Genomic DNA, 21,214 nt, shown 5'->3' on the forward strand with positions numbered 1-21,214 from the left:
CAAGTCAAACGACGATATGTGGTATGATATGATATAGTGATAACAATTTTCATTTGGGAGGATTAAAGGAATGCAAGAAGATTCTAAGGTATATGACATTACCGTTATCGGGGGCGGCCCAGTTGGATTGTTTACTGCGTTTTACGGAGGCATGAGACAGGCAAGTGTGAAAATCATTGAAAGCCTTCCTCAGCTCGGCGGTCAACTATCCGCTCTTTACCCTGAAAAATATATTTATGATGTGGCTGGTTTTCCAAAAATCCGCGCACAAGAATTAATTGATAACTTAAAAGAACAAATGGATAAATTTGATCAAACCATTTGCTTAGAGCAAGCAGTTGAGACGGTTGAAAAACAGGCAGATGGTATCTTTAAACTCGTCACAAATCAAGAGATTCATTATTCTAAAACGATCATCATCACAGCTGGTAACGGTGCTTTCCAACCGAGAAAGCTTGAACTAGATGCAGCAGAATCATTTGAAGGAAGCAACCTACATTACTTCATTAATGACTTGAACCAATTTGCCGGCAGACGTGTTGCTGTTCTTGGCGGAGGAGACTCTGCGGTGGACTGGGCAATGATGCTTGAGCCAATCGCAAAAGAAGTATCCATTATTCACCGCCGCGATAAATTCCGCGCCCATGAGCACAGTGTAGAAAACCTGCACAACTCGAAAGTCAATGTAGTGACACCATTTGTGCCAACCGAGCTCATTGGTGAAGACCGCATTGAACAGATCGTGCTCGAAGAAGTCAAAGGCGACAAAAAACAAGTGCTTGATGTAGACGACGTGATCGTCAACTTCGGTTTTGTTTCCTCCCTTGGACCAATTAAACAATGGGGCCTTGAAATCGAAAAGAACTCCATCGTGGTGAAACCTACAATGGAAACCAATATTGAAGGCTTCTATGCAGCAGGCGATATCTGCACGTATGAAGGAAAAGTCAAATTGATTGCCAGCGGATTTGGTGAAGCACCAACAGCTGTCAACAATGCCAAAGCCTACATGGACCCGAAAGCCCGTGTACAGCCTCTTCATTCCACAAGCTTATTTGAAAACAAATAAGAGAGAGTAAAAAAAAGAGTTCCCACTAGCGGAACTCCTTTTTCGTTTATTTAAAAACCCCAATATAGGCATTCGCCATTCCAAGTACCATTGCAGCAAGTAGCACCACAACAATCCCTGCCACAACCAAAATCACCCGATCCTTCACACGTTCCTTTTTCGGAAGCGGCTTCTCAATCCCGCAAGCTGGACACGTTTTGGAACGATACGGTATCAGTTCATGACAGTTCCTGCAATTGATTTGTTCACTCAAACCTCAGCAACCTCTTTTCTACCTACAGTTTATGTTTGGTTCTCATGATACTCTTTTCGGGTGGAAATAGCCAGTTGTGAGGGCAAGCTGTAACAAAATTGAGCGATTTGCGAAGGGTGGAAATCAATGAAGGTATCTTCTGTTCGTCCGATATAAAGAAAGTAAAATAGATCATGAAGGTTAGGTGAAAGATGTTGAGGCGTTTCATAATTAGTGTTTGGTTGTTACTCATCATTGGCGGCTCAGTTGTACTGTTTGCAAAAGACTTTAATAAACGTGATGCTGAATTCGCAGCAGGGTTAAATATTGATGTTAATCAATTAGAACCTTTTTTAAAGCGTGTGTCCACTTCGATTTTGGATTCTGGTTTGAGTGATCAAGAAATGAAGCAGATACATACTGTAGTGGAAAACATGCAAAAAGACAATGAAACGAAAAAGATTGGTACGTTTGAAGTGGTGTATCGTGGAAAACCAGCGAAAATTCGAGTTGAGGCTGAAATCCATATGGAAGATGTCAACAAAGAGATCGAGATCTATTTATCTAGTTCACATGAATTGGTGTATATTCTCGATAAAGAGCTTTTAAAAACAGAAGAAGAAATGTGAGAAGGAGGCGCTGGATGAGTGTCTCTCTTTTCATTTTTCCACCTTCAACGTCCTGCTATCATCAGTTCATTCAAAACGAATTTTTAATCACTGCCCTCCCTCTATTGACCCTCACGTAACGTCATACTTTATAGTGAATATCACAAGGAGATGTGTTGAATATGAAAGTAAAAGAAGTCGCTGAATTGTTTGATATTAGTATTCGTACACTTCATCATTATGATGAAATTGGTTTGTTGCCCCCAAAAGAAGTCTCAGAAGCTGGTTACCGGTTTTATTCAGAAGAAAACCTTGAAACACTGCAGCAAATATTATTTTTCAGAGAACTGGGATTTAACTTAAAGGAAATAAAAGAAATCATAAATAATCCGTCATTTGATAAACAAGAAGCATTTATATTACAACGAAAAATGTTGATGGAGAAACGAAATAAACTCGATAGAATGATTGAAAATATTGATAAGACGCTAAAACATATGAGAGGAGAAATCCACCTGACAAATAAAGAGAGGTTCGAGGGAATGAACATGACATTCAACGAATATGAGGAAGAAGCTCGCTGTCGCTGGGGGAATCACTCCATTGATAACATGAACTTCAAATTAAGTCGATTGTCCAAGGAGGAACAAGATGATTTATCTGTGAGATGGGATTGGATTTTTCATAACCTAGCGTCATTGCGCAATCTTGCTCCTCAATCCAAAGAGGTACAAGCCGCCATCAGAGAATGGTATGACTTTTTAAATAATCACTTTACTCAATACTCCCTCGAGGCGTTTTATGGATTAGGTCAACTTTATATTCAAGATGAACGGTTTACAAAAAATATAGATCAATATGGTGAGGGCTTAGCTTCATTCATGAGTGAGGCGATGAAAGCCTTTGCTGTTCAACAGAAAAGAGGTTCCAGCGATGAACATCATAATTGAGGATACAATCGATCAATACGAAAAATTGTTTTCAATGACAGAAAATAAAGAACATTTTTTCCGATACAACATGATGAAACCTTTTGAAAAGATGTGGAATATGATAAATGTTCCGTTAAAAGCTAAACAGAAAAATGGCTATGACGTCATAATGGCAACCAACATGCTTGGCTATCTTGATATTTCACATACACAAACTGGGAAACCGGCGTTAAAAAAACTACAAGAAATTCAAGCTCTTCAAACGGCAAATACCACCTTGAACCATTGTATGAATTTTATCAAAAAGCACAATCTTCATTTAAATGCTGATGAATTGAAATTTGGTCTATTCCTAGCAGATCCCAAAAAGCTAGAACAACAAAAAGGGTACTGTGGGTTTGGAGGAATTCCTGGATTTATCCAAGTATCAATATATCCAAACTCTTATAACATTCCAAGAATCCCCGCTCTAATTGCGCATGAATTCCACCATAATATTCGCTTTTCTTATTTTGAATGGGATTACGGGAACGTAACGGTTGGAGATTACTTGATTATAGAAGGTTTAGCTGAATCATTCGCAAAAGAACTTTATGGTGAAAAGATGCTAGGACCTTGGGTCACTTCTTTTGATCAACAGGACTTAGAATATTCAAAAGAAGTGATGAAAGACGCTATATATACGAAAGGATTTGCTGAGGTCAGTAGTTATATGTTTGGTGATAGAATTGCAAAAGAACAAGGGTATCAACCTGTCGGATTATCACCCTTTGCAGGCTATGCAGTAGGTTATCAGGCTGTACAATCTTTTATGAAAAGGAATAATGTAGAGATTGCAGAAGCCACATTATTAAGCACAGATGAAATCATTAGAAATTGTGGACTCTTTTCTAAATAACTGTTTTTATGAGAAGGCATTACAGCGGCTTAAGTAATTAGATGAGCTTCCTATTTTGTCTTAACCAGGATCATACAAACCATCAAATTATTTATTTTATCCCCTCCTTTTATATTAACGGAATATTATGAAGAAAATTATTAAAACACCCATTTTATTTGGCGTCTTTTTTGAACAACAAAAAGCTCCACGAATAATATTCGTGGAGCTTAACTGATTTTACGAAAATCAGGCGTTCTCTTTTAACACTCTTCAGGCGTACCTGTATTCGTCGCTGTTCTAAAAGAAGAACCGCATCCGCATGACGCAATCGCATTCGGGTTATCGATGGTGAAACCGCCACCCATTAGTGATTGTTTGAAATCAATGATGGTGCCGTTCATGATATCAAGGCTTTCGGAGTCGACAAGGACCTTTATGCCTTGCTGCTCGAACTGCGTGTCTTTCTCTGAGACTTCATGGTCAAAGCCCATGCCGTATGAAAGACCGCTGCAGCCGCCGCCTTTTACGCCCACTCGTAGGAACGCATTTTCTTCTTCATGTTCTTTCATCATATCTTTAATCTGCAGTGCAGCAGCTTCTGTAATCGTTACTGGTGTACTCATGATCATCCCTCCTTTTGACTGGATGTTTCTTTTCAATTATAAACGTGATGGTGCCTTTTCTCAAATAAATGGTTTACAGATAAAATGTGCCGTCACAAATCGTTTCAGCAGGACCTGTCATGAGTACATGGTCATTGTCTTTCCAGCGAATGATGAGATCTCCGCCTGCTAAATGAACCGTCATATCCGTTTCCTTTTTCGCCTGCCCATTCACAATCGTAGATACAGCTGCCGCACAAGCTCCCGTTCCGCAGGCCTGCGTAATCCCTGATCCTCTTTCCCACACGCGAAAATGCAGTTCTGTTTCACTGACCACTTCTACAAATTCTACATTAACACCTTCTGGGAACATGTCATGTTTCTCGATGATTGGCCCAAGTGTACCAAGTGGTGCCTTTTCAATGTCCTCTAGATAAAAAACGATGTGCGGATTCCCCATTGAAACAGCCGTTCCATTTAAGGTCGCCGTGCCAAAATCAAGCGGTTCATTAATCGTGGTGCTGCCCGGCCCACCAAGCATCGGCATCGCTTCTTTTTCAAAACGAGGTTTTCCCATATCTACTGTCACTAAATGTACGTGGCCATTCTGCACATGAACGGTCGCTTCAACGAGTCCTGACAATGTCTCAATCTGGAACGTTGTGTCTTTGACGATTTGATGCTCATACACATATTTTGCGACGCAGCGCAAACCGTTGCCGCAGTTTTTCCCCTCTGATCCATCATTGTTGAAAATACGCATTTTCACAGGTGCAACATCTGATGGACAAATAAGGATCATTCCGTCTGAACCGATTCCTGTGTAAACAGTAGAAACTCGGATCGCGATCTCTGATAGCTGCTCTTCTGGAAGCTGTTCCTTCATTTGATTGACATATATATAATTATTTCCTAACCCGTGCATTTTCGTGAATTGAAATGATGTCATGAGCTTCCTCCAAAAATGTTGTTTCTTTATAGTATAAAAGGAGTCGGTTCAGGAGACAATCTTATCATCCCCCGTTTTTCATACATAAAAGCTCTTTGCTGCCATGGCAAAGGGCTTTTATTATGCATATGCCTCCTTTTCTTTCGTGTAATGCTTCATTTTGAAGATATTTTATTAGCATAACATATTGGATGCGCTTTCTATTCGTTCTCCTTAAAAATGGAAGCTAAAAGTATGAAAAAAATGCACCTCATGACTCATGTGGTGCATTTAAAACATCTCATTTTCCTCTATAAAAGCATAAATACGCTCGACAAGCTGCTCTGGATTTTCTCCGGAAACAAATTCTCCATTCACGAGTGCAAATGGGGAGTCCATACATTTGCCGCAGTAGCTTAAACAGCCGTATTCCATAACGTCTAGGTTTGGGTCTTTTTCAAGCTTCTCTTTTGCTTCTTGCGACCCTTGTGCAAGATTGCTTACACAAAATTCAATCAGTGGGAACACTTTGCTTCACCTCACATTGCTTTACCATCCTACCGAAATTCCTTCTATTAGTCAAAACATGAGCTTCACCTGTATCGTTACGCCTATTCCTCGTAAAATGTTTTACTATTTAGGACTAACTAATGAATATGTAGGTTATTTTGAAACAATTATTGTGGTTTCACAGTAAATTCGATATAATTTTATTTGGTATTTTAACTTAAAGTTTTTTAGTATAAGTGTTTTTCAATGTCTACGGGGAAAAGGAGAATCGTCATGAAAAATTTAGTCTTGATCGGCGGAGGTTACGGGAATATGCGGGTTCTCCACCGCTTATTGCCAAATCAATTACCTGATGATGTTACTATCACATTAATTGATCGAAATCCTTACCACTGTTTAAAAACAGAATATTATGCACTCGCTGCTGGAACGATCTCTGATCATCACATTCGAGTATCTTTTCCAGAGCATCCGAAGCTCGATATTCAATACGGGGAAGTAGAAAAAATTGATATTGAACACAAACAGATCTTATTCAGTGACCGTGAACCTATTCCGTATGATGATACGGTGATTGGACTCGGCTGTGAGGACAAGTATCACAATGTCCCTGGTGCGAAAGAACATACATACAGCATTCAAACCATTGATCAGTCAAGGCATGCGTATAACAAATTAAACAATTTGAGCGCAGGTGCAACGGTTGGCATTGTCGGTGCTGGACTTAGCGGGGTAGAGCTGGCCAGTGAACTAAGAGAAAGCCGTTCTGATTTAAACATTATTCTTTTTGACCGCGGAGAGCTGATTCTATCAAGCTTCCCAAAAAGATTAAGTTTATATGTGCAAAAGTGGTTTGAAGAAAATGATGTCAAGATTATTAACTGTGCCAATATCACGAAGGTTGAAGAAGGTGTTGTGTACAACCATGATGACGCTATTGAAGCAGAGGTCGTCGTGTGGACAGCAGGCATTCAACCAAGCAAAGTGGTACGAGAGATGGATGTTGAAAAAGATGCGCAAGGTCGCGTCGTATTAACACCTCATCACAATCTCCCTGGGAATGAGCATGTCTATGTCGTGGGTGACTGCGCAAGCTTGCCGCATGCCCCAAGTGCACAGCTTGCCGAGGCGCAGGCAGAACAAATTGTTCAATCTCTGCAAAAACGCTGGAAAAATGAGCCGCTTCCTGAAGCTTATCCTCAGTTTAAGCTAAAAGGGGTCTTAGGATCTTTAGGGAAAAAATCCGGCTTTGGCTTAGTAGCAGATCGTCCACTTGTTGGCCGTGTCCCAAGACTTCTAAAATCTGGACTCCTTTGGATGTACAAGCATCACAATGGCTAACATCATGTGAATTTTTTCTCAAAGCTCCTTTATGATGAGGGAGCTTTTTTTATGAAACGGCATGTGCCGATGAACGGGTTAATTTGATCGGAGCAAGGGCAAGGATGCAATCTTTACGAAATGTTCTCATCGTCTTCTTTGATAAACAATACGCTTGGATGAGCTGGTCCGTTTGACGATGGACAATGATTTTGCGCTTCGTGCACTCTCCGTTTTTCTTCATATAAATCATCTCAATCGGTATTTGCTGATGAAGAGATTGCTTCAGTAAATAATTCATGATGCTCACACTCCTTTCACTTCATTATAATCGAACAAACGTTCTTTTTCAAGCTAAAAAGGAACGTTTGTTCTGTTTATTTTCTCAAAAAAAAGAACAGCTTATTCACTGCTCTCCTTGTATCCGTATTTCTCCATTTCTTGATAAATGTCTTTTAACTTTGGATTGCCTTCTCCAACAATTTGATCCTCCACTAAGACAAGCGGATAAAAGAATTCATCATCAAGAATCCGTTCAGATAGGTCTTTTTGGTGTTCGTTTTCTGGCGGGTGCTCAATATCAATATATGTGATGCGAAACGGCTGATTCGGGTATTTTCGTTTTAATGCTGCATCTAACCACTCAAATGTATCTTTTGAAGAAGGCAGATTCACGCAGCTAGCACAGAGTACATCTCTTCCATATACATAAAGATCAACGGTTTGATTCATTTGACAAGCCCCCTATTCTTTCTTTATTTTAGCTGAATTTTCTGTATGAAAAAAGTCAAAATCACTTTTTGTTTCAAGATGAGATTGTGCTATAATGAGAAGGAAACTTTGAAACCAATCAATAGATTTTTATCGTCCAGATGAATATAATGGTGATATGTTGTGAAAGGAGCGATTGTATCTAATGACTGAAGTCGAAATGAAAGACCAAGTACAGGAAGTACTAGACAAACTTCGTCCATTTCTATTACGTGATGGTGGAGACTGTGAGCTTGTAGACATTGAAGATGGCATTGTGAAATTACGTCTTCTTGGTGCATGCGGCAGCTGCCCAAGTTCAACCATTACATTGAAAGCCGGTATCGAGCGCGCATTATTAGAAGAAGTGCCTGGCGTTGTAGAAGTTGAACAGGTTTTCTAATTCATATATGACATGAAAACGACCCGAATTGGGTCGTTTTTTTCATGATTAGCTTAACTTCTCTCTAAACCATTCCTTCATGAAGTTCAGTCTTTGAATACGCTGCCCGGGATGGCCGCTTCTGGATAAATCATGAGATGCCTTAGGGAATTTGACAAGCCTTGTGTCTTTCCCAAGCTCCTTCAATGCCACAAAAAGCTGTTCTGCTTGATCGACTGGGCAGCGATAATCTTCATCACTGTGCAAGATAAGGAGCGGCGTGCTCACTTGCTTCACATACTTTAGCGGCGAACGATCCCATAGCTTATCGACCGAATCATAAATATCTCCATCAATCTGCCACCTTGTAAAGAAATAACCGATATCACTGATGCCATAAAAGCTAATCCAGTTTGAAATGGACCGCTGTGTGACAGCTGCACGAAAGCGGCCCGTCTGACCGACAATCCAGTTGGTCATGAAACCTCCATAGCTGCCGCCTGTCACTCCAAGCCTTGTTTCATCAAGGAAATCATAGGCTTTGAGCACATGATCAACAGCCTGCATGACATCCTCATAATCAACGTCACCATAACTTCCTCTCACACGGTTAGTAAACATCTGTCCATACCCATGACTGCCATGAGGGTTGATATAGACGACGGCATAGCCTTCAGCGGCGAGCATTTGAAATTCATGAAAGTACGTATGACCATACATCGCATGCGGTCCGCCATGAATCTCTAAGATGAGCGGATATGTCTTCCCGGCTTCCATCTGGGAAGGCTTCATAAACCAGCCGTGCACCTCGTCGCCTTCTTTCGATCGAAACGAAAATGGCTCTGGTACCGATAGGATATGTTCCTTGAGAAAGCTATCATGCTCAAACGTGATTTGCTTTAAATCCTGCTCCCCTAATGTTAGTTCATACAGTTCACTTGGTGAAACGTGCGAGAGCCGGCTGAGAAGCATTTTAGCTTCATCAGGGTGAAGGCTGAAATTTGTGATATGTTCTTCCTCTAATCGAACAGGATAGGCTAAGCCTTCAATGGAGACATAATAAATCCCTGTACTTCCTTGATCAGAAACGAGCGTATAAAATCCTTGGCTATCCTTTGTCCACTGCGGAAGCTGACTAGCTTCGCCCATGATGCTATCCCCTGCCATACAGTTGCCTACATACATATCGAGCATTTCTGACAGCTGAACGACTTTTTCTTCCTTCAAATCATACAGCCATAATGAAGGGAAGGTCGCATTTTGAAATTCACGCTCATGTCCAATGGACAAAAGACTCTCTCCATTTGGAGAAAAAGATACAGTGGAATAAGCGCCAGTTGATTGTGTCATTTTCTTGATCGTACCATCCTCTAACGAGAGGAGACACACATCACTTATGTAAGGCGTCTGAGGATTGGATTGAATATAGGCAAGCCATTTCCCGCACGGAGAGACCGTGTGATTCACATGATGATGCTGACCGCTTGTGATCACCTCTACTTCTCCTGAATCGGTATCGACTTGAATAATCTGCGTGAAACGCCCATCTAAAAAACCTCTGCCATCTGCTTTATAGGTCAAATCATCATATACCGCAGGAGCGAAATCATCTCGCTCTTCCTTTTTTTCATCATGAACAGCTTCTGATGGTTTCATTGATACAGCTGCATAAATGAATGCACCATCTGGTGAAAAAACAGGATGAGATACCCCGTATGGAATCGCCGTTAAGGTGCGTATGCTGCCTCCTTGGCTCTGGATAAGTGCTAACTGAGGAATTTCCTTTGGCTTTTGCAAAATAAAGGCAAGCTGCCTGCCGTCCTTTGACCAAACTGGCTGATGATGCTTTCCATCCTCAAATGTCCATTGTGACAGTTCCTCTGTCTCTTCATCTCGCACCCATAAATGGATGTTGTAATCGTCTTTTTTCTCATTCACCGTGACTTTTGTAAAAACTGCCTTAGTTCCATCTGGTGAATAAACCGGATGAGAAACAGAAACAATCTTCGTTAAGTCTTCTGCTGTCATCATTTTCTTCATGAATGTATCTCCCCCTTTTATGCATAAAAAAATAGTTCGATCCTCTAAATAATAATCCCTGCTTCTTCCTCTAAAAACAAGCATAAAAAAAGAACGTGCATATTCACAGCACGTTCTTTACTTGATTGACAGGATGATGCTCCACGACAACACCTTCTACTGGTACTGTCAGCAAATCTACTTCGCAATGCGGGAAGTTTTGGGCAAGCTGTTCTTTCAGCGCTTCTCCCTTTCCTTTTTCAACTAAAGTTAAGATCGTCGGTCCAGCACCACTCAGAGCCGTTCCATACGCTCCTTTTAGCGAAGCGACATGCTCAACCTTCGACAGCTCTGGAACGAGCATTGTGCGGTAAGGCTGATGAAATAAATCCTTATTCATCATTTCTCCAACAAGCGGCCAGTTCTGCGTCATTAAGGCGGCAACAAGGACGTTGCTCACAGCACTTGCGCTGACGGCATGTTTATAAGAGAAATCCTCTGGCAGGACATCACGGGCATCCTTTGTCAGCACCTCATAAAAAGGAATCACGACAACAACGTCTACATCCACATGCTGTACTTTGATGGCATGTGTCTTGTCTTCTTCATGAAGACCAATCAATAAACCACCGAATAAAGAGGCACCCGCATTATCTGGATGACCTTCTACCTCACTTGCAAAAAAGAGCTTCTGATCATCCGTCATATTTAATTCGAGAAGCTGATTGGCTAGCTCAATGGCTGCAACGATCGCAGCAGCACTGCTACCCAATCCCCTTGCCAATGGAATATCACTCCACACTTTGACATGAACAGGCGGGAGTGTTTTTCCAAAGTCATCTGCGACCTTTTTGGCTGTTTGATAAATCAGGTTGTCGGTGCCTGATGGAATTCCAGACACGACATCTGTTTCTGCTTCAAACAGCCAGCTATCATGGTCATAGACCGATAGCTTTAAATAGCGGCTGAGCGCCATTCCAACTGAATCAAAGCCTGGTCCTAAATTGGCAGTGCTTCCCGGTACTGTGATTGAAAAAAGCATGGAGGCTTCACTCATACGCGTGCTGCCTTTTCTAAGTGTTCAAGAATTTGATCTTCATCTGCATCGAGTGTAACCGGCTTGATTTGTGAAATATCAATCGCCGTATTCGGATCTTTCAATCCATTCCCTGTTAATACCGCAACAACTTTACTGCCAGGCTTGATTTCTCCAGATTTCACCTGTTTCAACACACCTGCGATAGACGCACATGAGCCAGGCTCTGCAAACACACCTTCTTCACGTGCAATCAATTGATACGCATGAAGAATTTCCTCATCTGTCACTTCATCAATCTTTCCGTTTGATTCATCTGCCGCTGCCACAGCTTGTTTCCAGCTCGCTGGATTTCCGATTCTGATCGCTGTTGCCACGGTTTCTGGCTGCTCAATCACTTCATTTCGAACGATCGCTGCTGCACCTTCTGCTTCAAAGCCGCGCATAACAGGCAGTCCCGTTCCTTTTTTCTCATGATATTCCTTGAAGCCTTTCCAGTAGGCCGTAATGTTCCCCGCATTTCCAACAGGAATCGCCAATACGTCAGGAGCAGAGCCTAGCTGCTCACAGATTTCAAATGCCGCTGTTTTTTGTCCTTCAATTCTGTACGGATTGACAGAGTTAACAAGGGCAATCGGCGCTTTTTCACAGATGCTGCGGACGATTTTCAGCGCATCATCAAAGTTGCCGTCAATGGCAATGATCTCTGCACCATACATCACAGCCTGTGCAAGCTTCCCGAAAGCAATTTTCCCGTCTGGAATGATGACAATACATTTCATATCAGCACGGGCTGCATAAGCTGCTGCCGCCGCAGAGGTATTCCCTGTCGAAGCACACATGACCGTATCATTGCCTTCTTCTTTCGCCTTCGCTACAGCCATGACCATCCCGCGGTCCTTGAAAGAGCCAGTTGGATTGACGCCTTCTGTTTTCACGTGGAGCTCAATCCCAAGCTTTTCTGAAAGCTTGGCAAGGTGGATTAGCGGTGTATTTCCTTCATTTAATGTTAGTTTTGGTGTTGATTCGTTTACTGGCAAGAATTCTTGGAATTCTTCAATAAGTCCATTCCACTTCATCAGCTTAAACCGTTCCCTTCTACTCGGTATGTGCTCTTCACTTGAACCACCACATCGAGATCGTTTAATTTTTGCAGGATATTTGTGAAATCTTCTTCTGACGTCTGGTGTGTAATGATCACAATTTCAGCCAGCTCATCGTGCCCTTTCACAGGAAGCTGAAGGATCTTTTCAAAGCTGATGCCTCTTTCAGAAAAAATAGATGTAATGCGGGAGAATGCCCCGACTTGATCTCTAACATGAATTCTTAAAAATTGCTGAGCAAATACTTCCGATGATGATTTGATCTTTTTCTCAAACTGCGGTGCGATAAATCCGCTTCCGTTCACACCAAGACGCATGTTTTTCATCACTGCGACTAGGTCTGATACAACAGCTGTTGCCGTTGGCAGACTTCCTGCTCCAGGACCGTAAAACATCGTTTCTCCTACAGCACTTCCATAGACATACACCGCATTGAATTCATTGTTGACCGATGATAACGGATGATGATCAGGGAGTAAGGTTGGCTGGACGCTGACTTCCACTTTCTCTCCGTCCCGCTGGGCAATTCCGATCAGCTTCATCGTGTAGCCAAATCGTTTACTGAAATTAATGTCTTCATCAGAAATGTTGGAGATGCCTTTGACTTTCACATCTGCTAAATCCACATTCATGGAAAAACCGAGTCTTGCTAGAATTGCCATTTTCCTAGCCGCATCCAATCCTTCGACATCAGCTGTCGGGTCTGCTTCTGCAAAGCCAAGATCTTGTGCTTCCTTTAAGACATCTTCATATGCGCTTTTATCGACGTTCATTTTCGTTAAAATAAAATTCGTTGTGCCGTTCACAATCCCCATCATCTTGGTGATGCGATCAGAAGCCAATCCTTCCTCCAGCGTACGCAGAATCGGAATTCCTCCAGCGACACTTGCTTCATAATAAAGATCGCAGCCATTTTCTTTCGCCACATGTAAAAGCTCTGTTCCGTAAAGTGCCATTAAATCTTTATTGGCGGTAATGACATGCTTCTTTTCATTTAACGCATCTGTTAAATATTGCTTTGTCTCTTCAATGCCGCCCATCACTTCAATAATGACATCGACCTCTGGATCTCTAATCACATCGTATACTTCAGTTGTGAAGACCTCTCTTGCCACATCCACATCTCGCTTTTTATCGGGATTGCTGACAAGTACTTTTTGTATTAATACTGGACAGCCGATCTGGTGCATTAATTTATCCTGATGATCTTGGATAATCTTGACGACACCGCTCCCCACTGTTCCTAATCCTAGTAGTCCAACTCGAATTGCCTTCACCTGAAATTCCACCTTTCTCCGTAAATGTCCTCTCTAAAAAGACATTTGTTAACCTAACACAGACATTCAATGTAAACACATTATAAAGGGGTATCCTCATTTTGACAAGACAATAAAATAAGAGATTGTCAGAATGAAACCGCTTAACAGCTATTTACATCAAGATTCTATATTTTCAAAATATTTTTGTCAGAAAAGCTCCCGAAACTTAGGGAGCCCAAACGAATTGAACATTCGTGAGCACCGGAGCGCAGGACTGCGAGCGAATGCGAAGGTTTGTCTACACGCTGAGCTTAAGGAGCCTTTTATGATGAACAAACCGGCGTTTTGGCTTGCTGACCTTGTAAGACGAGCGCAATATTTTCAGCACACAAACGCATCATCATTTTTCGCGTTTCGACACTTGCACTGCCAATATGAGGGAGAACCGTGACGTTAGGTAATGTTGTTAACGGATGAGAGGGGCTGACAGGCTCCTGTCTAAATACATCCAGACCGGCACCGGCAATTTTCCCAGTCGTGACCGCCTCATACAAAGCATCCTCATCCACAGTCTGTCCTCTTGATACATTAATCAAATAAGCTGAGTTCTTCATCAAATCAAATGCTTTTTCGTTAAACATGTCTTTCGTTTCCGGGGTTAAAGGGGTCAGACAGACGACGAAATCAGACTGCGTAAGCAATTCTTCAAAAGCCGCATAGGTCACACCGAGCTGCGCTTCTGTCTCTGGCTTTCTTGACCGGTTATGGTACAGCACCTTCATGTCAAAGCCTGCTGCCCGCTTGGCAAGCGCTGTTCCGATGCTCCCCATTCCGACAATCCCAAGAGTTTTGTGATGAACATCAGCACCTGCAAGAAGAAGCGGTCCCCAGCCTGTCCAATGTCCTTCCTTCACCCACTCACTCGCCTCAACAATCCGTCTAGCTGACGCCATCAAAAGGGCAAAGGCTAGATCAGCTGTGGATTCTGTTAATACATCAGGCGTATGACAAATGGTGATATTGCGCTTTTCAGCCGCTTTAAGATCAATATTGTCATAGCCGACAGCAAGGTTTGCGATCACCTGAACATGTGGGGCCTTTGATAAAAGGGCTTCATCTACTTGATCTGACAGCATGGTGAGAAGAGCATCCGCTTTCGCAGCTTGTTTTTCTAACTCTTCTCGTGGACATGGCTCATCCTCGCTCAGCCACATCTCAATATGAGCGACTTCTTTTAGTGGTGTAAGTGATGCTTCATCCAGCTTTCTTGTGATATAGACATAGGGTTTCGTCAAGAAGAACACTCCTTTGATTGATTTCTTTAAGCATAACGAAAAACGCCTCAAGAGAAAAGAGACGTTTCGTTTGTTCACGGAAACTTCAAATCAGTGAATCTGTGATCCAGCCTACAGTCGGAATCAGGCTCTCGCCGCTTCGCATCGCACTCATTTCTTGAAAGACCTTCAGAAAGTATTCATAGCGATTGGCATCATTTAAGACGTAATCTAGCCGTTCTTCATAATATGATTTTTCATTTTCTCCCGACATATAGTAGCCTTCCACGATCTCAAAATAATGAAGCGGGAACAACAAGCGACTGTATAACAAACGCTTAGAAAAGGAAGATAGAGGTGTCACCTGTTCATATTGCTGAAGAAAGGAGAAGCCTTCTTCAATTAAATCTTCCTTGTGCTGGACAAAGGTTTCTCTTAAGTATTCGGCAATGTCCCGGGTTGGATGATCAAAGACCCAATCCACAGGTAAACGGAGCGGTTGCTCATGCGGCCAGGTCATCCGTGAAAAGCGCTGATGACAGACAGTGCCTGAGTCACATTCCTTCGGCTCATCATCAAGCTCAGTATCCACTAAATATTGAATGGCATTTTCCGTTAACCCTAGATAATACGGAAAGGATTCGATGAATTTTTTTTCAAATCGTTCCAGTGGTTTTTGGTGCATTTGCTGCATCCAAAAGCCTTCAAGCTGATCTAACCGTTTTGCCCACAATTCCTTCCAGGCTCCCACACGCTTTGTTTCAGATACCTCGTACGGGAATCCTCTTCCTCTGACATGAAATGACGCCAGCTCTGACGCTTTTTGAAACGTGCGGCTTGTTATCGGCGGTGCTGCTTTAAATAAAGCGTACTGTTCCTTTCCATGAGTAAAGGTAGGCTTCTCTTCATTTGTTAATTCAAACACGGCAACGTATGGGTCTCCCGCATTCAGTAAATACTGACTGATATGATACAGCTCTGTGAGTTCTTCTTCTCGCAAATGAGCCACAGGGACAATAAGGAATAGAGCCTTCGACGTTTGAAAGCTCTGATAATGGCCATATGGCATAAATTGACGAACATCAATACCAAATGTGTGATAAATGGTTTCTTTCATCTTTTCACCTGCGTTCATATGATCCATCTCTTATCATATCGTAGTCGCAGGTTGAAAGAATTATGAATACTATTTACTATCCGAAGCTTTTTACACGTTGTGGACAAATTACGAGGATTGGGTGAGGAATATATGCCGCATCATCATGAGATGAACGAAGTAGAAAAAACAGCAAGACGCCGTTTACAAGAACGAGGCGTTACCATTCAAGATATAGCAGACCTTGTCTATTTTTTACAGGAAAAATATCATCCTGGCTTAGACATGACAGAGTGCATCCACAATGTGGAGCGTGTCATCGCAAAGCGTGAGGTGCAAAATGCGATATTAACAGGCATCGAACTAGACGTACTGGCCGAGCAAAAAAAGCTGACCGAGCCGCTGCAATCCATTCTTGAAACAGACGAAAGCCTGTATGGTGTCGATGAAATTCTTTCCTTTGCTATTGTTAATATTTATGGTTCAATCGGCTTTACAAATTACGGATATATCGATAAAGAAAAACCAGGGATTCTTGGGAAACTGAACGATAAATCCACTGGCGAGTGTCACACCTTTTTAGATGACATCGTCGGCGCCATTGCTGCCGCTGCCTCAAGCAGGCTGGCACATAGTTCCAGAAATTCGGAATAAAGCAAAAAAGAGGACGCGCGTGTAACGCTTGTCCTCTTTTTTTTATGATAATCGCTCGATCCAGTCAGATAACGAATCAATGACATAGGTTGGCTGCTTTTCATATTGCTGAAGCAGCTCTTTTGTCGTCACACCAGTATGAACGAGTAATGTGTCCATTCCTGCATTCATCCCTGCCATAATATCCGTATCATAGTTATCGCCCACCATGAGCGTCTCAGACACATCCGTGCCGAGCACCCGCATGGCTTGTTCCATGATGATGGATTCTGGCTTCCCGATAAACGTTGGCTGAACCGTAGTGGTGACGGTCAATACGGATGTTAACGAACCGTTCCCTGGCAAAAGCCCTCTTTCTGTTGGAATGGCAATGTCTCCATTTGTTGAGACAAATTGTGCACCTTGCCGGATGGCAATTGCACCTACTGCAAGTTTTTCATACGTGATACTACGATCAATTCCAACAACAACGAAATCAGCGTCTTCTTGACCGAACTTCAGCCCTTTTTCTTCAATGGCCTGCTTGATTCCTTCTTCACCGATGACGTAAACAGACGCGTCTTTCTTTTGTTCGGCAATATAATTGGCCGTCGCCATACTTGTTGTAAAGACTTGTTCTTCAGTTGCTGGGATATCGAATGAAACAAGTTTTTCCGCTACCTGCTTTGGTGTACGTGATGAGTTATTCGTGACAAACAAGTAGGGAATGTTTAGCTCATTTAACTTTTGAACAAATTGACCTGCTTCTTCAATCTTTTCTGTTCCTTCATACATTGTTCCGTCTAAATCAATTAAATAGCCTTTGTATTTCATGATGCTCACAACTCCAATGGATTATTTAAACGCTGATACTGGGCCAAGCTCCTGCTCCAAGTAGGTACGGATACGGTTTGGGAAAACCTGTAGTGCCTGCTCTACCTCACTAATCACCTGCAACAAATCATGATGAACTACTTCCTGGTATTGCTGCACAAGTGTTTTACGGCATGAAACAAGCTTTTTCAGCTGACCGCCTTCCTCTTCTGGTACAACCTTTTCATCAACAAGAATATCCATGATGTCATCATAGCTTCCTGGATCACGCATAATAAAGCCATCAATCATGTCATTTCCCGTATCAAGAATACATTCGACGAGCAAATGAACAATTCGTTCGAGCGCTTTTTTCTCTAGAGGACTTGTCCATGTTTGATGACTGCGCATCAACTCATATTGCTCCTCGAAAAAACGTAATGTCTCTTCTATTTTTTTTCTGTCCACGAAATACATCATGACGCTCCCCTTTGCGTTATTTTCTGATTCGTTTTAAGACAAAATAGGCACAGCCAAAATTACAGTATTCATAAATGTATTCATCGAGTGTGCTGATTTTTGTATCAAATGTGGCCTTTTGGTTTTGGTCATCAAAGAACCCCTTCAGCCTCAGCTGATTGTAGCCCCAGTCCCCCACAATATAATCATACTTATTTAAAATATCTGAGTACCTTGCTTTAAACGCTTCTTCATCAAAACCGTCTTTGATCTCTCTTACAAGATCAAAGGTAGCATTCTGAATGACGATCATCTTCTCACCTCTTTTTAAACGATCCATCTTTAATGATAATTCATTGGAAGAACTCCATCAATTGCTAAAGCATGTTTTTTCCGATTTAGCCGAAGCTAAAGGAAAAAGGAGGTCACATTTATGAAGAAACAACTGACAGCCGCCATTCTCCTCAGCATGCTTTTAGGCGGATGCGGCTTTCAATCAGGTATGAACCGGCAAGTAGATGAAGATTCTTCAAGTAAAACCATCCGTCTGTCGGATCGTCATGAAGGAAATAATTCCAACATGCCAGAAGCAGACACAAACAGAGCAGGGTATGTTCGTTATCAGCGCCAGCAAGTAACGGATCAGAAAGAAAGAACCCCTGCTTTAAATCGTGAGCATCTTGCCCACGTCATTACAAGTTTAACCGTGCAGCTGCCAAACATCAAAGATGCAGCCACACTGGTGACAGATGAGGATGCACTCATTGTGTATCGCACAGGCAACAAAAACCGGGATGAATCTGCCGATCAAGTAAAGAAAACAGCGGTTTCTGTACTCCCTCGTTATTATCATGTATACGTCTCTGATAATCCAGAGCACTTTCAATCCATTGCCAATTTTTCACGTCTTCAAACCAATTCACGTGATTTTGATCAAATCTTAACCAAAACGATTCAACAAATGAAATATTCTCCTCAAGGCGGAGATATTTCAACGAAAGAAGATGCAAATGGCATGACGAATTCTGATCGTACTATGAGAAGAAATGCCCCTTACGGTCAAAATTAATATGAGAAAAACGCCAGAAGTACTCTGGCGTTTTCTTTGTTATGCTTGCGCCTGACGCTTTTTAGACGCTTCGTTTACTTGTTCATCTGCATGGTAGGAAGAGCGCACAAGCGGTCCAGCTTCACAATGGCTAAAGCCTTTTGACATCGCAATTTCTTTCAGCTCTGCAAACTCATCCGGATGATAGTATTTTTGAACTTTTAGATGTTTTTTCGAAGGCTGTAAATACTGACCAATCGCCATAATATCGACGTTGTTAGCAAGAAGATCATCCATGACCTCAATGATTTCTTCCTTCGTTTCACCGAGTCCAATCATAATGCTTGATTTTGTTGGAATGTCGGGCTGCATTTCTTTTGCACGACGCAAGAATTCTAATGAACGATCATATGTAGCACGTGCACGAACCCTCGGCGTTAATCTGCGAACGGTTTCAATATTGTGATTTAAAATGTCAGGACGAGTGTCCATTAACGTCTTCAAGTTATCATAATTGCCGCCCATGTCTGAAGGGAGAACTTCAATTGTCGTGAATGGGCTTTTTCTTCTAATGGCACGAACGGTTTCAGCAAACACACCTGCTCCGCCATCCTTCTGATCATCCCTTGCAACCGCTGTTATGACAGCATGCTTTAAGTTCATCAAAGCCACTGAATCTGCCACTCGTTCTGGCTCTTGCAGGTCAAGCTCAGTTGGAAGCCCGGTTTTCACTGCACAGAAACGACATGCTCGCGTGCAGACAGATCCTAGAATCATAAATGTAGCAGTTCTTCTCACTGCCCAGCATTCATGAATATTCGGACATTTTGCTTCCTCACAAACGGTATTCAGGTTGTTTTCCCGCATCATTTTTTTCAAACCGGTATAGTTTTCATTCGTATTCAGCTTAATTTTAAGCCAGTCCGGTTTTCTTACGTGCTCTTCCTTCTTTGCCAATTCCATCATCTCCATATGAATTCGTTAAAGGTGCATCTACAAAAATCTTCCTGCTATATACGATGGATGCAGCCAAGAAGCTGCAAAAAATTGAATCTTCGGCCTAAAGCCTTTTCTTTAGACACTTTAACATAGTACAGATTGAACAACAAGGGAATGAGCTGCAAAAATACCCAAAAGACTCCTAAAAAAAGCAGAAGAAAATTACTAACATTTTCTTCTTATGAATTAGAGCGATCGAACCACACTAAACGGTAGAAGACGATGCTTGATGAAAGGAGATGGATGTTTGTGAAAGTGGTTTTAGCCATCATAATCGCTCTTTCAGTGCTCCCTGTACCTGTTCATGCACAAGATTCAGGTAAGCAGCCAGATGAATTAAAGCAGCGAATGGCACTATACGAGAAAGTTGCCATCACGACACAGGTTCCATGGTATGTACTTGCTGCGGTTGATCAGTATGAACACAATATTCGCAAAAGTAGAAGAGATTTACCGAAACAAAAAGGCATCATTGGTATCTACATTCCCCGGGAAATGTGGATTGGACCTGAGAACCCGAATAAGCAGGATACATCTCCTTTAAGCATTAAAGTGTTTGACGGAATTGGACTTGATGGAAATGGGGATGGAAAAGCGAATAGTGATGACGACGAAGATGTATTATTCACGTTTGCTCAATACTTGCTTCACTATGGTAGCAGCATTGAGCAATTAAAAATTGCTTTATGGGACTATTATGGACGTGATCAAACTGTTGGAATCATTTCATCTTTTATGAAGCTATTTCAGCACTACGGTCATCTCGACCTTGGAAAGCATGCTTTCCCTCTTCCGGTCGGAGCTGACTACAGCTACCGGAGTACATGGGGAGATGCAAGAGGGTTTGGAGGCAGAAGAATTCACGAGGGCACGGATTTATTTGCTCATTATGGACTACCCGTTCGTGCGACATCGTATGGTGTGATTGAAATGAAAGGCTGGAACCGGTTTGGCGGCTGGCGGATTGGCATTCGAGATATCCATAATCATTATCATTACTTCGCTCATTTAAATGGCTTTGCGAAGGGACTCAAAACGGGTCAAATCGTTGAACCCGGACAAGTCATTGGATCTGTTGGAAGCTCTGGTTATGGTCCTCCAGGCACAGCAGGAAAGTTTCCACCACATCTTCACTATGGTATGTATAAGGACAATGGCAGAACCGAATGGTCATTTGATCCATACCCTCATTTAAGGGCATGGGAAAGAGCTGAGCGGAAACGCCATTAAACAAAAGGAGAAGTTGAGCGGTTCCGCACCCT

Annotated in this window: 24 protein-coding genes and 1 pseudogene; 9 read left to right on the forward strand and 16 right to left on the reverse strand. The window is 42.1% G+C overall.

Going from position 1 to position 21,214, the window contains the following annotated elements; translation table 11 throughout:
• Window positions 1-70 precede the first annotated feature (70 nt).
• The gene (gene yumC, locus C5695_RS16025) at window positions 71-1,069 is read left to right on the forward strand and encodes a ferredoxin--NADP reductase 2 (RefSeq protein ID WP_117731557.1); all 999 of its coding nucleotides are present in this window, start codon (window positions 71-73) and stop codon (window positions 1,067-1,069) included.
• 46 nt (window positions 1,070-1,115) lie between these two features.
• Here the strand turns inward: yumC and C5695_RS16030 are convergent, their stop codons facing one another.
• A complete protein-coding gene (locus C5695_RS16030; RefSeq protein WP_012011136.1) occupies window positions 1,116-1,322 on the reverse strand; it encodes a hypothetical protein in 207 nt (68 codons plus the stop codon).
• 191 nt (window positions 1,323-1,513) lie between these two features.
• Between C5695_RS16030 and C5695_RS16035 the strand changes: the two genes are divergently transcribed.
• The 3 genes from C5695_RS16035 (at window position 1,514) to C5695_RS16045 (ending at window position 3,739) form a co-directional block, all read left to right on the forward strand.
• Window positions 1,514-1,930, forward strand: coding sequence for a hypothetical protein (locus tag C5695_RS16035; RefSeq protein ID WP_117731558.1), 417 nt, complete (start codon window positions 1,514-1,516; stop codon window positions 1,928-1,930).
• A gap of 161 nt (window positions 1,931-2,091) precedes the next feature.
• Complete coding sequence (locus tag C5695_RS16040; RefSeq protein ID WP_187441865.1) at window positions 2,092-2,859, forward strand: MerR family transcriptional regulator; 768 nt, start codon at window positions 2,092-2,094, stop codon at window positions 2,857-2,859.
• The gene (locus C5695_RS16045; RefSeq protein WP_117731560.1) at window positions 2,843-3,739 is read left to right on the forward strand and encodes a DUF2268 domain-containing putative Zn-dependent protease; all 897 of its coding nucleotides are present in this window, start codon (window positions 2,843-2,845) and stop codon (window positions 3,737-3,739) included. Before C5695_RS16040 ends, C5695_RS16045 begins: the two co-directional genes overlap by 17 nt.
• Window positions 3,740-3,981: 242 nt before the next feature.
• Here C5695_RS16045 and erpA read toward each other — a convergent pair whose 3' ends face one another.
• From erpA to C5695_RS16060, 3 genes are all read right to left on the reverse strand, one after another.
• Window positions 3,982-4,344, reverse strand: a complete 363-nt coding sequence (gene erpA, locus C5695_RS16050; RefSeq protein ID WP_017358921.1) for an iron-sulfur cluster insertion protein ErpA — start codon at window positions 4,342-4,344, stop codon at window positions 3,982-3,984.
• A 73-nt stretch (window positions 4,345-4,417) separates the two neighbouring features.
• Window positions 4,418-5,272: a diaminopimelate epimerase gene (gene dapF / locus C5695_RS16055; protein ID WP_117731561.1), complete on the reverse strand. Its 855-nt coding sequence runs from the start codon at window positions 5,270-5,272 to the stop codon at window positions 4,418-4,420.
• Window positions 5,273-5,542: 270 nt separating this feature from the next.
• On the reverse strand, window positions 5,543-5,779 hold the full coding sequence (locus C5695_RS16060; protein ID WP_117731562.1) for a YuzB family protein: 237 nt from the start codon (window positions 5,777-5,779) through the stop codon (window positions 5,543-5,545).
• A 255-nt stretch (window positions 5,780-6,034) separates the two neighbouring features.
• Here C5695_RS16060 and C5695_RS16065 point away from each other — a divergent pair, with 255 nt between their 5' ends.
• Window positions 6,035-7,102 carry an NAD(P)/FAD-dependent oxidoreductase gene (locus tag C5695_RS16065; RefSeq protein ID WP_117731563.1) on the forward strand — a complete coding sequence of 356 codons (1,068 nt, stop codon included), beginning with the start codon at window positions 6,035-6,037 and terminating at the stop codon, window positions 7,100-7,102.
• A 49-nt stretch (window positions 7,103-7,151) separates the two neighbouring features.
• Here the strand turns inward: C5695_RS16065 and C5695_RS16070 are convergent, their stop codons facing one another.
• Window positions 7,152-7,382 (reverse strand): hypothetical protein, encoded by a 231-nt coding sequence (locus C5695_RS16070; protein ID WP_058013767.1) that lies wholly within the window; start codon window positions 7,380-7,382, stop codon window positions 7,152-7,154.
• A gap of 101 nt (window positions 7,383-7,483) precedes the next feature.
• Window positions 7,484-7,813, reverse strand: coding sequence for a YuzD family protein (locus C5695_RS16075; protein ID WP_117731564.1), 330 nt, complete (start codon window positions 7,811-7,813; stop codon window positions 7,484-7,486).
• Between the two features lie 121 nt (window positions 7,814-7,934).
• Here C5695_RS16075 and C5695_RS16080 point away from each other — a divergent pair.
• Window positions 7,935-8,234 (forward strand): annotated as a pseudogene (locus tag C5695_RS16080) (NifU family protein).
• 48 nt (window positions 8,235-8,282) lie between these two features.
• Here the strand turns inward: C5695_RS16080 and C5695_RS16085 are convergent.
• From C5695_RS16085 to yutH, 6 genes are all read right to left on the reverse strand, one after another.
• A complete protein-coding gene (locus C5695_RS16085) occupies window positions 8,283-10,253 on the reverse strand; it encodes an alpha/beta hydrolase family protein (RefSeq protein WP_117731565.1) in 1,971 nt (656 codons plus the stop codon).
• A gap of 103 nt (window positions 10,254-10,356) precedes the next feature.
• The gene (thrB, locus tag C5695_RS16090) at window positions 10,357-11,289 is read right to left on the reverse strand and encodes a homoserine kinase (RefSeq protein ID WP_117731566.1); all 933 of its coding nucleotides are present in this window, start codon (window positions 11,287-11,289) and stop codon (window positions 10,357-10,359) included.
• The gene (thrC, locus tag C5695_RS16095) at window positions 11,286-12,347 is read right to left on the reverse strand and encodes a threonine synthase (RefSeq protein ID WP_117731567.1); all 1,062 of its coding nucleotides are present in this window, start codon (window positions 12,345-12,347) and stop codon (window positions 11,286-11,288) included. Before thrC ends, thrB begins: the two co-directional genes overlap by 4 nt.
• Window positions 12,347-13,648 (reverse strand): homoserine dehydrogenase, encoded by a 1,302-nt coding sequence (locus C5695_RS16100; RefSeq protein ID WP_117731568.1) that lies wholly within the window; start codon window positions 13,646-13,648, stop codon window positions 12,347-12,349. Before C5695_RS16100 ends, thrC begins: the two co-directional genes overlap by 1 nt.
• A gap of 305 nt (window positions 13,649-13,953) precedes the next feature.
• Window positions 13,954-14,925, reverse strand: coding sequence for a 2-hydroxyacid dehydrogenase (locus tag C5695_RS16105; protein ID WP_117731569.1), 972 nt, complete (start codon window positions 14,923-14,925; stop codon window positions 13,954-13,956).
• An 85-nt stretch (window positions 14,926-15,010) separates the two neighbouring features.
• Entirely contained in the window at window positions 15,011-16,039 is a 1,029-nt protein-coding gene (gene yutH / locus C5695_RS16110; RefSeq protein ID WP_117731570.1) for a spore coat putative kinase YutH, read from the reverse strand.
• A 114-nt stretch (window positions 16,040-16,153) separates the two neighbouring features.
• Between yutH and C5695_RS16115 the strand changes: the two genes are divergently transcribed.
• Window positions 16,154-16,654 (forward strand): phosphatidylglycerophosphatase A family protein, encoded by a 501-nt coding sequence (locus tag C5695_RS16115; RefSeq protein WP_117731571.1) that lies wholly within the window; start codon window positions 16,154-16,156, stop codon window positions 16,652-16,654.
• A 42-nt stretch (window positions 16,655-16,696) separates the two neighbouring features.
• Here the strand turns inward: C5695_RS16115 and C5695_RS16120 are convergent, their stop codons facing one another.
• Genes C5695_RS16120 through C5695_RS16130 form a run of 3 tightly spaced genes read right to left on the reverse strand, consistent with a single transcriptional unit; the run spans window position 16,697 to window position 18,218 of the window.
• Window positions 16,697-17,470: a TIGR01457 family HAD-type hydrolase gene (locus tag C5695_RS16120; protein ID WP_117733158.1), complete on the reverse strand. Its 774-nt coding sequence runs from the start codon at window positions 17,468-17,470 to the stop codon at window positions 16,697-16,699.
• Between the two features lie 18 nt (window positions 17,471-17,488).
• The gene (locus C5695_RS16125; RefSeq protein WP_117731572.1) at window positions 17,489-17,923 is read right to left on the reverse strand and encodes a DUF86 domain-containing protein; all 435 of its coding nucleotides are present in this window, start codon (window positions 17,921-17,923) and stop codon (window positions 17,489-17,491) included.
• 19 nt (window positions 17,924-17,942) lie between these two features.
• Window positions 17,943-18,218 (reverse strand): YutD family protein, encoded by a 276-nt coding sequence (locus tag C5695_RS16130; RefSeq protein WP_008346837.1) that lies wholly within the window; start codon window positions 18,216-18,218, stop codon window positions 17,943-17,945.
• A gap of 120 nt (window positions 18,219-18,338) precedes the next feature.
• On the opposite strand from C5695_RS16130, the gene C5695_RS16135 reads away from it, so the two are divergent.
• Window positions 18,339-18,974, forward strand: a complete 636-nt coding sequence (locus tag C5695_RS16135; RefSeq protein ID WP_034659879.1) for a YhcN/YlaJ family sporulation lipoprotein — start codon at window positions 18,339-18,341, stop codon at window positions 18,972-18,974.
• A 39-nt stretch (window positions 18,975-19,013) separates the two neighbouring features.
• Here C5695_RS16135 and lipA read toward each other — a convergent pair whose 3' ends face one another.
• Window positions 19,014-19,910 carry a lipoyl synthase gene (gene lipA, locus C5695_RS16140; RefSeq protein WP_034317455.1) on the reverse strand — a complete coding sequence of 299 codons (897 nt, stop codon included), beginning with the start codon at window positions 19,908-19,910 and terminating at the stop codon, window positions 19,014-19,016.
• Window positions 19,911-20,195: 285 nt separating this feature from the next.
• On the opposite strand from lipA, the gene C5695_RS16145 reads away from it, so the two are divergent.
• Window positions 20,196-21,182: a M23 family metallopeptidase gene (locus tag C5695_RS16145; protein ID WP_395940485.1), complete on the forward strand. Its 987-nt coding sequence runs from the start codon at window positions 20,196-20,198 to the stop codon at window positions 21,180-21,182.
• Window positions 21,183-21,214 lie beyond the last annotated feature (32 nt).

The sequence above is a fragment of the Bacillus pumilus genome, assembly GCF_003431975.1.
Taxonomy (GTDB): domain Bacteria; phylum Bacillota; class Bacilli; order Bacillales; family Bacillaceae; genus Bacillus; species Bacillus pumilus_N.

Excerpts from the sequence above, each read along its gene's own strand:
- yumC (WP_117731557.1), top strand. The coding sequence starts at position 71 with ATGCAAGAAGATTCTAAGGTATATGACATTACCGTTATCGGGGGCGGC.
- C5695_RS16035 (WP_117731558.1), top strand. The coding sequence starts at position 1,514 with ATGTTGAGGCGTTTCATAATTAGTGTTTGGTTGTTACTCATCATTGGC.
- C5695_RS16040 (WP_187441865.1), top strand. The coding sequence starts at position 2,092 with ATGAAAGTAAAAGAAGTCGCTGAATTGTTTGATATTAGTATTCGTACA.
- C5695_RS16045 (WP_117731560.1), top strand. The coding sequence starts at position 2,843 with ATGAACATCATAATTGAGGATACAATCGATCAATACGAAAAATTGTTT.
- erpA (WP_017358921.1), bottom strand. The coding sequence starts at position 4,344 with ATGAGTACACCAGTAACGATTACAGAAGCTGCTGCACTGCAGATTAAA.
- dapF (WP_117731561.1), bottom strand. The coding sequence starts at position 5,272 with ATGACATCATTTCAATTCACGAAAATGCACGGGTTAGGAAATAATTAT.
- C5695_RS16065 (WP_117731563.1), top strand. The coding sequence starts at position 6,035 with ATGAAAAATTTAGTCTTGATCGGCGGAGGTTACGGGAATATGCGGGTT.
- C5695_RS16070 (WP_058013767.1), bottom strand. The coding sequence starts at position 7,382 with ATGAATTATTTACTGAAGCAATCTCTTCATCAGCAAATACCGATTGAG.
- C5695_RS16075 (WP_117731564.1), bottom strand. The coding sequence starts at position 7,813 with ATGAATCAAACCGTTGATCTTTATGTATATGGAAGAGATGTACTCTGT.
- C5695_RS16085 (WP_117731565.1), bottom strand. The coding sequence starts at position 10,253 with ATGAAGAAAATGATGACAGCAGAAGACTTAACGAAGATTGTTTCTGTT.
- thrB (WP_117731566.1), bottom strand. The coding sequence starts at position 11,289 with ATGAGTGAAGCCTCCATGCTTTTTTCAATCACAGTACCGGGAAGCACT.
- thrC (WP_117731567.1), bottom strand. The coding sequence starts at position 12,347 with ATGAAGTGGAATGGACTTATTGAAGAATTCCAAGAATTCTTGCCAGTA.
- yutH (WP_117731570.1), bottom strand. The coding sequence starts at position 16,039 with ATGAACGCAGGTGAAAAGATGAAAGAAACCATTTATCACACATTTGGT.
- C5695_RS16115 (WP_117731571.1), top strand. The coding sequence starts at position 16,154 with ATGCCGCATCATCATGAGATGAACGAAGTAGAAAAAACAGCAAGACGC.
- C5695_RS16125 (WP_117731572.1), bottom strand. The coding sequence starts at position 17,923 with ATGTATTTCGTGGACAGAAAAAAAATAGAAGAGACATTACGTTTTTTC.
- C5695_RS16130 (WP_008346837.1), bottom strand. The coding sequence starts at position 18,218 with ATGATCGTCATTCAGAATGCTACCTTTGATCTTGTAAGAGAGATCAAA.
- C5695_RS16135 (WP_034659879.1), top strand. The coding sequence starts at position 18,339 with ATGAAGAAACAACTGACAGCCGCCATTCTCCTCAGCATGCTTTTAGGC.
- C5695_RS16145 (WP_395940485.1), top strand. The coding sequence starts at position 20,196 with ATGTTTGTGAAAGTGGTTTTAGCCATCATAATCGCTCTTTCAGTGCTC.